11 protein-coding genes are annotated in these 11586 nt (G+C 68.0%); 4 read left to right on the top strand and 7 right to left on the bottom strand.

Annotated elements, in window-relative coordinates; genetic code table 11:
- Positions 1-3: 3 nt before the first annotated feature.
- The 7 genes from V6Z91_RS22110 to V6Z91_RS22080 all read right to left on the bottom strand — a co-directional run bounded on the left by V6Z91_RS22110 (position 4) and on the right by V6Z91_RS22080 (position 5960).
- On the bottom strand, positions 4-873 hold the full coding sequence (locus tag V6Z91_RS22110) for a prepilin-type N-terminal cleavage/methylation domain-containing protein (RefSeq protein WP_338761248.1): 870 nt from the start codon (positions 871-873) through the stop codon (positions 4-6).
- Complete coding sequence (locus V6Z91_RS22105; protein ID WP_338761245.1) at positions 857-1399, bottom strand: type II secretion system protein; 543 nt, start codon at positions 1397-1399, stop codon at positions 857-859. The genes V6Z91_RS22110 and V6Z91_RS22105 overlap by 17 nt, the downstream gene beginning before the upstream one ends.
- Entirely contained in the window at positions 1396-1965 is a 570-nt protein-coding gene (locus V6Z91_RS22100; protein WP_338761243.1) for a prepilin-type N-terminal cleavage/methylation domain-containing protein, read from the bottom strand. The genes V6Z91_RS22105 and V6Z91_RS22100 overlap by 4 nt, the downstream gene beginning before the upstream one ends.
- 26 nt (positions 1966-1991) lie before the next feature.
- Positions 1992-2441 (bottom strand): type II secretion system protein, encoded by a 450-nt coding sequence (locus tag V6Z91_RS22095; protein ID WP_338761241.1) that lies wholly within the window; start codon positions 2439-2441, stop codon positions 1992-1994.
- Between the two features lie 71 nt (positions 2442-2512).
- The gene (locus tag V6Z91_RS22090; protein WP_338761239.1) at positions 2513-3028 is read right to left on the bottom strand and encodes a hypothetical protein; all 516 of its coding nucleotides are present in this window, start codon (positions 3026-3028) and stop codon (positions 2513-2515) included.
- A gap of 2 nt (positions 3029-3030) precedes the next feature.
- Positions 3031-4257 carry a type II secretion system F family protein gene (locus V6Z91_RS22085; RefSeq protein ID WP_338761236.1) on the bottom strand — a complete coding sequence of 409 codons (1227 nt, stop codon included), beginning with the start codon at positions 4255-4257 and terminating at the stop codon, positions 3031-3033.
- Entirely contained in the window at positions 4257-5960 is a 1704-nt protein-coding gene (locus tag V6Z91_RS22080) for a GspE/PulE family protein (protein WP_338761233.1), read from the bottom strand. Before V6Z91_RS22080 ends, V6Z91_RS22085 begins: the two co-directional genes overlap by 1 nt.
- 162 nt (positions 5961-6122) lie before the next feature.
- Here V6Z91_RS22080 and V6Z91_RS22075 point away from each other — a divergent pair, with 162 nt between their 5' ends.
- The 4 genes from V6Z91_RS22075 (at position 6123) to V6Z91_RS22060 (ending at position 11582) form a co-directional block, all read left to right on the top strand.
- Positions 6123-6839 carry an ABC transporter ATP-binding protein gene (locus V6Z91_RS22075; protein ID WP_338761230.1) on the top strand — a complete coding sequence of 239 codons (717 nt, stop codon included), beginning with the start codon at positions 6123-6125 and terminating at the stop codon, positions 6837-6839.
- 1 nt (position 6840) lies between these two features.
- A complete protein-coding gene (locus tag V6Z91_RS22070; RefSeq protein WP_338761228.1) occupies positions 6841-7842 on the top strand; it encodes an AAA family ATPase in 1002 nt (333 codons plus the stop codon).
- A gap of 93 nt (positions 7843-7935) precedes the next feature.
- On the top strand, positions 7936-9855 hold the full coding sequence (mshL, locus tag V6Z91_RS22065; RefSeq protein ID WP_338761225.1) for a pilus (MSHA type) biogenesis protein MshL: 1920 nt from the start codon (positions 7936-7938) through the stop codon (positions 9853-9855).
- Between the two features lie 8 nt (positions 9856-9863).
- Entirely contained in the window at positions 9864-11582 is a 1719-nt protein-coding gene (locus tag V6Z91_RS22060; RefSeq protein ID WP_338761222.1) for a tetratricopeptide repeat protein, read from the top strand.
- Positions 11583-11586: the final 4 nt, after the last annotated feature.

The following is an 11586-nucleotide window of genomic DNA, read 5'->3' as shown; positions in this document are numbered from 1 at the left end:
GGTCTAGGGATTGTCGAGTTGGGTCTGGCGGATCAGCTGCGCGCGCTCGCCGTTGGCGTGCTGCAGGAACAGCGACAGGGTCATCAGCGTGCCGGCATCCTGCTGGCGCGGCAGCGGGGTGTTCCTGAACTGGCAGCCGCTGACCATGGTGCTCAGCACCGGCGCGGTGGCGGTGTCGGACAGGGCCGCGAGGTTGCCCACGCCTTGCACGATATTGCGAGTGAAGTGGCGCCGCAGCACGCCGGCGCCGTTCGCGGCCGGGGTGCAGATATACGTCACGGTGCCGGTCACCACCTGGAAGGTGTTGAGCGGCGTTTGCGCACCGGCGAAATGGTTCGTGGCGAGCGTGATGCGGTTGCCGTTGACGCCGGCCACGCGCGAGATATTGTTGGCGCCCTTGGCGAAGTCGTAGGCGTTGTTTGGCGCCACCCCGAGATTGTAGATGGCGATGTAGTCGCCGGCCACGATGGCCTGCTTGCCCGTCGGCGCGGTGCCGACCACGTTGAACTGCGTGGCGCCGTTGACGAAATCGAGCGGCAGCAGCGTGGCGGGCGGATTGTCGCCGACCGAGAAGAAGCGCCCGCCCGTCTTGGTCAGCAGGAACTGGATGGCCGTGTCGCCGTTGTAGGTCGCGACCGTGAACGGCAAGGCCAGGCGCAGCTCGCGCGTCATCCGCCGCAGCGCCAGGTCGGCGGCGTCGGCCATGTCGGCCCTCGCCTGCGTATCGAGCTGGCTCTGCACCGGCACGCGCACGAACAGGGCCACGATACCGGCGATGATGCCGGTGATGACGATGACGACGATCGCCTCGACCAGCGTGAAGCCGCGCTGGCGGCGCAGCGTGGGCGGGCCCGGATCAGTTGTTCGGTGCATGGCGGGTCCGGTAGGTTTCCAGGGTCACCGCCTCGCCACCGTAGGCCACGGTGACGACGACGCGCAGCGATTCCGTGGCCGGCACGGCGCTCGCCGCCGGGCCGATCGACGTCGGCGTGATCGTCACCGTGGCGGCGTAGCCAGCTGGAAATGGCGTGCCGATGACGTCGCTTGCGTAGGGTGCCGCGACGCCCCAGTTCGTCACATAATCGTTCACGTTGTCGAAGGGACGCTGCATCGCGCGCCCGTCCAGGCCCGGCTTCTCCTCGCCGTTCGCGCAGTCGGCGCCCGAGGTGGCGGTCACGTAGTTGGGATCGGCCGCGTCGCACCATGAAAAACGCGCGGCGCGAATTTCGTCGACGAGGCTCTCGGCGATCGCCATCGCCTGCTTCTGGCGGATCGGATCGGCGCTGGCGCGGGTGTTCAGGCTGATGACGGAGAGTACGCCGACGACGGCAATGCCGACGATGACGATGAACATGACCAGCTCGACCATCGTCAGGCCACGCTGACGGGCGCTCGTCATCGGGTGAAACCCGTTTCCGGTTCGATCACGATGGCGCGGCTCTGCGCGCCGCCCGTCACGCGCACGGTCAAGGGGGCGGTGAAGGTGCTGTTCACCGCAGTGGCGCCGTCGGTGGCATGGAACGGCCGGCCGGCCGGATCGAAATAAAACATCGGAGCCACGCTGATCGTCAAACCGTTCGGCACGCCTTCACAAGCCCAGTCGTTGAAATTGCCGCAGCGCGCCAGGGTGGTGGCCGTGCCGCTGTTGGCACGCGCGGCCGGGACGACCCGGCCGGCGCAGGCGGCATCGTAGCACAGGGCCACGCTCGCACCGTCCAGCCGCACGAACACGTTGCGGTTCTGGGCGATGGCCTGTTTCTGCGCGTAACGGATCAAGGCGGTCACCTGCTGCGAATAGCCGGCCACGTCGAAGACCTGCCGGTCGAAGAAGCGCGGCGCGGCGATGGCGCCGAGCACGCCGACGAGCACGAGAACGAGGATCAGTTCGACCAGCGTAAACCCAAACTGCCCCGTACGAAGACGGGGCAGCCGGGAGTATGGTCGGATGGCAATGGCGGTCGTCACGAGGACGAGTATGCCACTATCCGGAATTAGCAGGAGCCGGCGGTGGAAGCGACGGGGGTCACCGTACCATTCGTCGAGTCATAGTTGAACGTGCAGGTCGTCTTCTTCACGTCGGCGATGGCCAGGGTCGTGCCGTTTTCGGTGAACGCGTAATCGGTGGCGTCCAGGCCGGCGGCGGTGCGGATGCCGGCGACGGTCGGCAGGCCGGTGGTCGGGCTGACGGCGATGGAGCTGCCATCCAGGGTCACCGTGGCGCCCGAGCTGCCGTTGACCAGCCACTGCGCCTTCGACATCGCCACGGCGCTCGACACAGCGCCACGGGCGCCTTGCATCTTGGCGCGGCGGGCGTCGCTGCCCAGGTCGGCGAACTTCGGCAGCGCAGTCGCGGCGAGAATGCCCAGGATGACGATGACAACGATCAGTTCGATAAGGGTGAAACCGCCTTGGCCGCGAGTGGATGCTTGATTGAATTGCATGAGAATCTCCAACGTAACAATAAGAATGTGATTTGTGACGGAAGCGACACGAAAATGGTTTTACATTCTGTTCAACCGTCTACCTGATGAAGGGCGACGCACAGTGTTGTTGACTCAGCTGGCGTTCCTGGCGGCTTGGCGTTGTTCGTGGGCAAGCAAAGAGATGATACCTGGAAACTCCAACGTGAAAAGCCTTTCCCGGAAAAATCTTTGTTGCCGCTGAACAAATATACAAGGAAGCGTTGTTTTCTGTCGAAAAACCAGCTGCCGCGTGGGATTTTTCCAACGTCGGCTTGATCCAGCTCACCCCGGTATCCCGGCGGGATGTGTTCGAGCAGCTCCACGGGATTCATTCCCGCCAGCCGGTTCAGCGAGCCCAGGTCGCCTGCCGCATGGGCGTGCATGACGCGACCGGCCAGCGCCGTGCGCATGCTGGCCACCTGGTACCGCACGCCGGCCAGCTCGGCCTCGGCGCGGTAGCGCAGCAGGTAATGCAGCAGGACGCCCGCGAGCAGTGCGAACACGACCGCACAGACGGCGAATTCGAAGCGCGTCGCGCCGCGGCATCGAGCCGGCCTGATCCCCATGTTCAATGCAGGGCCGCCCGGCCCAGGTTCCAGATCGGCAAGAAGATGCCCAGCGCCAGGATCAGCACCATGATTCCCAGGAAGGTAATCAGGATGGGCTCGATCTGCGCCGCCAGCGTCTTCAGCTCGTAGTCGACCTCGCGCTCGTACAGCAGGGCGATCTCGTCCATCAGATCGTCCAGCGAGCCCGATTCCTCGCCGACGGCGATCATCTGCAGGACCACCGGCGTGAAGATGCCCGCCGCCACCGACGTGCGCAGGATGCTGTCGCCCCGCTCCACGCTGTCGCGCATCTGGTCCACGCGCTGGCTCAGGTAGGCGTTGTCCACCGTCTGCGACACGACGGTCAAGGCTTGCACGATCGGCACGCCGCTCTTCGACGACAGCGCGAAGCTGCGCGCGAAGCGGGCCATCGTGGCCTTGTGCACGATCTTGCCGGCGATGGGAACCTTCAGCTTCCAGCGGTCCCAGCGCAGGCGGCCTTCCGGCGTGCGCACCCAGCCCCGCAGCGCGATGCCGGCGACGGCGGCGCCGCCAAACAGCACATACCAATATTGCTTCGTGAACGTGGACGTGGCGATCAGGATCCGCGTCATCAGCGGCAGCTCGGCATTGAAACTCTGGAAGACCTGCTGGAACTGCGGAATGACGAACATATTGACGATGAACATCGCGATCACCATCGCGATCACGACGAACATCGGGTAGCGCAGCGCGCTTTTCACGCGCCCGCGCATGTCGCGGTCGAATTCCAGGTGGTCGAACAGGCGCAGCATGACTTCGTCGAGGCGGCCCGTCATTTCCCCCACGCGCACCATGGAGAGATAAAAATTATTGAATACGGCCGGGTGGCGGCGCATCGCCACCGACAGTTCCCGGCCGGCGTCCAGCGATTCGCGCAGGTCGCGGATCACCTTGGCGAAGGCGGGGGAAATCGCCGATTCCTGCAGGCCGGCCAGCCCGCGCATGATGGGCACGCCGGATTTGAGCAGCGTATACATCTGCCGGGAAAACAGTTGCACGTCGAGCGACGTGACCTTTTTCTCGCGCAGGCGCGCCCAGGTGCCCTGCCCGCCGCCCTTGGCCGGCGCCCGCGTGGGGGTGATCTCGACGGGCGTGGCGCCGCCGCCCATCAGCTGGTCGGCCACGGCCGCCGAATCGACGGCTTCGAGCACTCCCTGCAACAGCTGGCCCTGCAGGCCGCGCGCCTTGTACGCGTAATAAGGCATCAATCCTCTTGCTGGTTACTGATCCGCATCGCTTCGGCCACCGTCGTGCGGCCCTGCACCACGAGCTGCACGGCGTGGCGGCGCAAGGTCTGCCCCGCCATTTCCTTGTGCGCGACCTTCAGGAAGTGCGAGGGGTCCGGGTCGTTGGCGGCATCGACCACGGCGCTGGTCATCTCCAGCAGCTCGTAGACGCCGGTCCGGCCCCGGTAGCCCATGCCGTTGCAGTGCGAGCAACCCTTGCCGTGGAAGTAGCGTGCCATGTCGACCTTGTCGTTCAGTTCCAGGCTCAGCCATTCGCGCTCGGTCGGCGTGGGCGTGTACGGTTCCGTGCAGCTTTCGCAGATCACGCGCACCAGCCGCTGCGCCAGCACGGCCTGCAGCGAGCTGGCCACCATGTAGCGGGGCACGCCCATGTCCATCAGCCGCAGCGGCGTGCTGGCCGCGTCGTTCGTGTGCAGGGTCGACAGTACCAGGTGGCCGGTCATGGCGGCGCGCAGGCCGATCTGTGCCGTTTCCTGGTCGCGCATCTCGCCGACCAGCACGATGTCCGGGTCTTGCCGCAGCGCCGAGCGCAGCACGCGCGCGAAGTCCAGTTCGATCTTCTCGTTCACCTGCACCTGATTGATGCCCGGCAACCGGTATTCGACCGGGTCTTCCACCGTGATGAGCTTCTTTTCCACCGAGTTCAGTTCCGCCAGCGCGCTGTACAGCGTGGTGGTCTTGCCCGAACCGGTCGGCCCCGTTACGAGCACGAGCCCGTTGGGGCGCTGCACGATCGCGCGGAATTTCTCCGTCAGGGGGCGCGGCATGCCGATGGCGTCCAGCCGCAGGTTCGCATTGCCCTGCGACAGCAAACGCATGACGATCGATTCGCCATACTGCGTGGGCATGGTCGAGATACGCACGTCGATCCGGGTATTCTTCACGCGCACGGCGAAGCGCCCGTCCTGCGGCAGGCGCTTTTCGGAAATGTCCAGCTCGGACATCAGCTTCAGCCGCAGCGCCAGCGCGGCGGCGATCTTGATGTCGGCCTGCGTCTGCAGGTGCAGCACGCCGTCGATGCGGAAACGGATGTGCAGCCGGCTTTCCTGCGGCTCGATGTGAATGTCCGACGCGCGCACCTGGGCGGCATCGTCGAACACCGATTGCAGCAGTTTCACGACCGGCGCTTCTTCCAGTCCCGGATTGGCCGCCAGCGCGCCGAAGTCCACGGAGGCGTCGCCCATCTCCTGCTCCAGCTCGCGGGCGAGATCGGTGATGTCCTCGGTGCGGCGGTAGATGCGGTCGATCGCCGCCAGCACCTCGGTTTCGTTGACGACGGCCAGCTCGACGTTCTGCTTGACGATGCGGGCGATCTCGTCATACGCGAACAGGTCGGTCGGATCGGAAATGCCGACCAGCATGCCCCCGTCGCGCTGCTCCAGGACCAGCGCGCGGAAACGCCGCGCCTGGGTTTCCGGCAGCATGCGCACCAGGTCGGGATTGATGTTGTAAAACTTCAGGTTGATGTACGGAATGTTCAGCTGGCGCGCCAGCGCGCCGGCGATCTGCTCTTCCGTTACATAGCCGCTGTCGATGAACACGCGGCCGAGCTTGCGCCCGCTGCGCTTCTGTTCGGCCAGCGCCAGGCCGAGCTGCTCCTCCGACAGCAGCTTTTGCTGAACCAGGATTTCCCCCAGCCTTACCTTTTCCGGCCTTGCCATAGTGCTCTTTCCCCTGTCTTGCGATTCGTCACAGCCAACGGGCCATTGTAGAACGAAATATTGCCCATGGGCTAGAAACCACCAATCGGCACCGGGCCGCACTGGCGCTCGGCGTCGGTTCTTTGCTACAGTGCTGGACTGTCAATATCGAAACGTCATCGAATGCCCGAACCGGCCCTGCGCTGCAGCCAAGTCACCCGACGCCAGGGTGGCCACACCGTGCTCGACGGCGTCGACCTCGAACTGGCACCCGGCGAGATCCTCGGCCTGGCCGGCGTCAACGGCGCCGGCAAGACCACGCTGCTGCGCTGCCTGCTCGACTTTTGCGCGCTGGACGGCGGCGCCATCGCGCTGTTCGGCGTGCCCCACGCGCGCCCCGCCGCGCGCCGCGCGCTGGCCTACCTGCCGGAGCGGTTCAACCCGCCCGCTTACCTGAGCGGTGGCGAATTCGTCGCGCACGTCGCCGCCCTGCACGGCCAGCGCAACGACCCCGCCGCCGTTGCCGCGATGGTGGAAGCACTCGAACTGGACGCCGCCGCGCTGCGCCGCACCGCGCGCCACTACTCGAAAGGCATGACGCAGAAGCTCGGCCTGGCCGCCACGCTGCTGCTCGACAAACGCCTGTACGTGCTGGACGAGCCGGCAAGCGGCCTCGACCCCAAGGCGCGCGCCCTGTTCAAGCGCGCCGTGCTGGCGCGCCGCGCGCAGGGCGCGGCCGTGCTGCTCACCTCGCATGCGCTCGCCGACGTGGAGGAGCTGTGCGACCGCATCGCGATCCTGCATGCCGGGTGCATCCGCTTCGCCGGCACGCCGGCCGCCTGCATCGCGCATTATGGCGCCGCCGGGCTCGAAGGAGCTTTCCTGAGCGCGGTGACCTGACATGTACTTTACCCACTTCGGCCTGTCCAGGGCGCCATTCTCGATCACGCCGGACCCGGCGTTCTTCTATGGCGGCAACACGCGCGGCGACATGCTGGCGGCGCTGCTGTATGCCGTCACCCAGGGCGAAGGCATCGTCAAGGTCACGGGCGAGGTCGGCAGCGGCAAGACGATGCTGTGCCGCATGCTCGAGCGGCGCCTGCCGGGGCACGTGGACGTGCTGTGGCTCGTGAACCCCAACCTGGCGCCCGCCGAGGTCCCGTACGCCATCGCCGCCGAACTGGGCCTCGATGCCTCCGGCCGGCGCGGCGACCAGGTGCTGCGGCAATTGAACGACGAGCTGATCGCGCGCCACGCGGCCGGGCGGCAGGTCGTGCTGCTGGTGGAGGAAGCGCAGGCGATGCCGCTCGAATCGCTGGAAGCGGTGCGGCTGCTGACGAACCTGGAAACCACCCGTCACAAGCTGCTGCAGATCGTGCTGTTCGGCCAGCCCGAGCTGGACGAGCACCTGGCGCTGCCGCGCATGCGCCAGCTGGCCGAGCGCATCACGCACAGCTTCTTCGTGCCGGCCCTGCCGCCGGCGCAGGTGGGCGAGTTCCTCGCCTTCCGGCTGCGCGCGGCCGGCCATCCAGACGGTGGCTTGTTCACCGACGCGGCAACGCGGCGCGTCGCGCGCGCATCACGCGGTATCATTCGTCGTATCAACATCCTGGCGGACAAGGCCCTGCTGGCCGCGTACGCCGACGATGCGAACCTCGTGCAGGACCGCCACGTGCGCCTGGCGGAGCAGGAATGCGGTTTCACTTATGCGCACATCCGGCGCCATGGCGCCATCGCGCGGCTGCGGCCCTGGCTGCCGGCCGCGCTGGCGGCGCTGGCGCTGGCGCTGTGGCTGGCGTGGCTGGCGTGGCCCGTGCTGTCGGCCAGGCTGTCCGCCGCGTCTTCTCCGGAAGCCGTGGCGCAGGCGCCGGACATCGGCCACGGCCGGGACAGGCATGGATGAGGCTATTTGCACAACTGACGAATTTGTAAGATTATTAGCCCCCCTGTGAATATGTTTCCGGCATTGACAAGAATGAGAAAAATCGCGGCCACCATGCTTTGTTCCCTGCTCGGCGCCTGCGCCGCGCCGAAGCTGCCCGTCTCGCCGGCCCATGTGACCGAGGCGCCGCGCCCGGCCGGGGCGATCCCCGAGCCGGTACAGCAAAGCGCCGTGCTGCCGCCGCCGCAGCCGGCGGCCAGGGCCGAGACGTTCAGCGTTACGGTGCACCGCGCGCCGGTGGAATCGGTGCTGTTCGCGCTGGCCCGCGACGCGGGCATGAATGTCGACGTGCACCCGGCCATCGGCGGCGTGGTCACGCTGAACGCGCTCGACCAGACCTTGCAGCAGTTACTGGAGCGGATCGCGCGGCAGGTCGACATGCGCTACGAAATCGACGGCAGCACGCTGCTGGTGCTGCCGGACGAACCGCACTGGCGCAACTACCGCATCGATTACGTGAACATCGCGCGCACGACCAACAGCAACGTCAATATCGCCACGCAGATTTCGACCACCGGCGGCGGCGGTGCCGGTACCAGCTACACGGGCTCGAACACGGGCACCGGCACGGTGCAGGGGGCCGGTGCCTCCCCTGCCTCCGGCAATAACAATTCGACGACGGCGGTGGCGAACCGCGCCGACAATAATTTCTGGTACAACCTGGAAAAGAATATCCGCGACATGTTGCGGCCCACGAACCTGAACGACGCGCTCACCGATCCCCTGGCGCAGTTGCGCGAACAGACCGCCGCGCTGTCGCAGCAGGGCCAGGCCGGCCAGCAGCCGGGGCAGCAAGCCGGCCAGCAAGGAGGCGCGGCGCAGAACCAGCAGCCCGGGCAGTCCGGCGCGCTGCAAGCGGGCGGTTTCCAGAGCGCCTTCACGCCGGCGGCCGGCGCCACCCAGCCGACGGACGCGAACTATCCGGGCGTGCAGGCCGCCACCGCGCAAGGCCGCGCGGCCGCGCAGCGCAACGCGCCTTCCGTCATCGTCAACCCGGAGGGCGGCATCGTTACCGTGCGCGCCACCAGCCGCCAGCACGACAAGGTGCGCGAGTTCCTCGACTCGCTGCAGGCCGCCGCCAAGCGGCAGGTGATGATCGAAGCGACCATCCTGGAAGTGCGCCTGTCCGACCAGTACCAGCAAGGCATCAACTGGCAGCGCCTCGCCAGTGGCGGCGCCGTTTTCGGGCAAGGCAACATGACGACGACCGGCAACATGCCCTTGACGGGGACGCAGGTCAACGAGAACGGCATGTTCAGCCTGACCTATGCCAATCCGATGAGCGCGATCGGCAATATCCGCACGGCCATCCAGCTGCTCGAATCGTTCGGCAAGGTGCAGGTGCTGTCGAGCCCGAAACTGTCGGTGCTGAACAACCAGACCGCCCTGCTGAAGGTCGTGGACAACAGCATCTTCTTCACCCTGAAGGTGACGCCGGCGGTCACCAACTCCTCCGGCGGCGTGTCGGCGCCGGCCACCTACGAATCGCGCGTGGAAACCGTGCCGGTCGGCTTCGTGATGAGCGTGACGCCGCAGATCTCCGACGAGGGCGAGGTGACGCTGAACGTGCGCCCCACCATCACCCGCATCGTCGGCCAGGTGCGGGACCCGAACCCCGAACTGACGCGCCTCGGGGTAACGAGCAACGTGCCGGTCATCCAGGCGCGCGAGCTCGAGTCCGTGATGAAGCTGCACAGCGGCCAGATGGCCGTGATGGGCGGGCTGATGCAGGACTCGATCGACAATACAAAGAACGGGTTGCCGGTACTGTCGCGCATTCCCGTGCTGGGCGATTTGCTGGCCCATCGTGACGAGTTGGTATCGAAGACCGAACTGGTGATCTTCCTGCGCGCCGTGGTGGTCAAGGATGCCAGCATGGAAGGCGACTACAAGGACCTGCGCTACCTCATTCCAGGTACCGCTCCCCTCGGCCGGGAGCCGTATGGTGTTTCGACGCCGAAAGGGTCGCCATGAGCCTGTTGATGCAAGCGCTGAAAAAGGCCGAGCGGGCGCGCCAGAGCGGCCTGCAGGAAGAAGAAGTGCCCGATGCCACGCACGACCGCGAGGCGCCGGCCTCCGCCATGGGCCTGCACGATGCTGACCTGCACGATGCTGACCTGCACGATCCGGAGCTGCCGCCGGCCAGGGCGGCCGGGGGGCTGGAACTGAGCCTCGAGCCGCTCGACGAGCGTTCGGTGCCCCCGGCGCGCATGGAACCATCCATGGAGCCGGCACCGCCGCCGGCCGCGATCGAGCCTGCGCTGGAAGCGGCCCACAACCCCGTGCCGCGGCAGGCCCGCCATGAAGGCGGCCGCGCACGGCCCGATCCCGAGGCCATCCCCGTGGCCGACGCGCGCGCCGCGCCGCGCCCCGACAGCGAGGCCCCGCGGCGTGCGCCGGGCGCGCCGGAGCGGCGCGCCGTGCCGCGCCCCACGGTGGAGCGCGATGCGAAGGCGGCAGGTATCGACGTGGCGCGGCTGCGCGTCGCCGGCTTGTCCGGCTTGCTGGTCATCGTGGCGGCAACCTTCGGTTACCTGTACTGGCAGGCGCTGAACGGTCCCGGTCCCGGTGCCAGCCTGCCCATGGTGCCGATGCCGCCACCGAGCGCCACCGGCGCCACCGGTGCCACCAACGCGGCGGGTGCTGGCGGCGATGGCGGCATCGTCGTGGCGCCCGCGGGCCCGCCTTTCGGGCCGCTCGGTCCGGCCGCGCCGGCTGCGCCCGCCGCGCCGGCTGCCCCGGCCGCGCCCGCCGTGGCCGCGCAGGAAGTGGCCGTCGCGACGCCGGCCCCGGTCGAAACGCGGCCGCGGCCTGCCCCGCGGGCGCGCGCCAATCTGGCGCCCGTCGGCCCCACGGCGGAGCAGCTGGCGGCCATCCCGGATCCGGCCATGCGGGCTGAAGCCATGCGCGACGCGGGGGAATGGGCCGAGCGCGCCGTGCGCACGCAGGGCCTGCCTTCCACGCTGCCGCCGGGTGCCGACGCCGAGCCGGGCCCGACCGTGCAGCCGTCGCCGGCCGCCGCCGCGCCGGGGGCGGCCCCAGCGGACGTGCAGGTTGCCCGCAACGATGCCGCGCCGGCCGTCGCGCCCGCGGTCCAGGCGGGCTATGCCGCGTTCAACGCCGGCGACCTGGCGACCGCCCGTCAGCAATACGCGGCAGCCCTGCGCAGCAACCCGAACAACCGCGACGCCCTGCTCGGCAGCGCCGCCGTGGCGCTGCGCGAGCGGCGCGACGACGAGGCGGCCGGCTACTACAGCCGTTTGCTGGCCCTCAACCCGCGCGACGTCGAAGCGATCGCCGGCCTGACCGCGTTGCGGCCCGGTGACGGCGACCGTGCCGAGGTACGGCTGCGCGGCGTGCTGCGCAATCATCCCGAATCGGCCCCCGTGCTGTTCGCGCTCGGCAACCTGTACGCCCGCCAGGGCCGCTGGCAGGAGGCGCAGCAGGCCTATTTCCGCGCCTGGAGCGCGGCACCGGCCAACGCCGATTATGCGTTCAACCTGGCGATCGGCCTCGACCGGCTGAACCAGGGCCGGCTGGCACGTGATTATTACCAGCGAGCGCTGGCGCTCGCGGCCGCCGGTGGCGCCACGTTCGACCGCGCCGCGGTCCAGCGACGGCTGCAGGAGCTGGCTCCCGCCGGCGATGGGGTGCCCGCCGCACCGCCCGCCTCCGCCCCCGCGCCGGCGCCGGGGAATTGAACGC

Source organism: Massilia sp. METH4, assembly GCF_037094685.1.
In the GTDB taxonomy this organism is placed as follows: Bacteria; Pseudomonadota; Gammaproteobacteria; order Burkholderiales; family Burkholderiaceae_D; genus Rugamonas.
The sequence above is the reverse complement of the archived record's forward strand: the minus strand, read 5'-3'. Positions and strand labels throughout refer to the sequence as shown.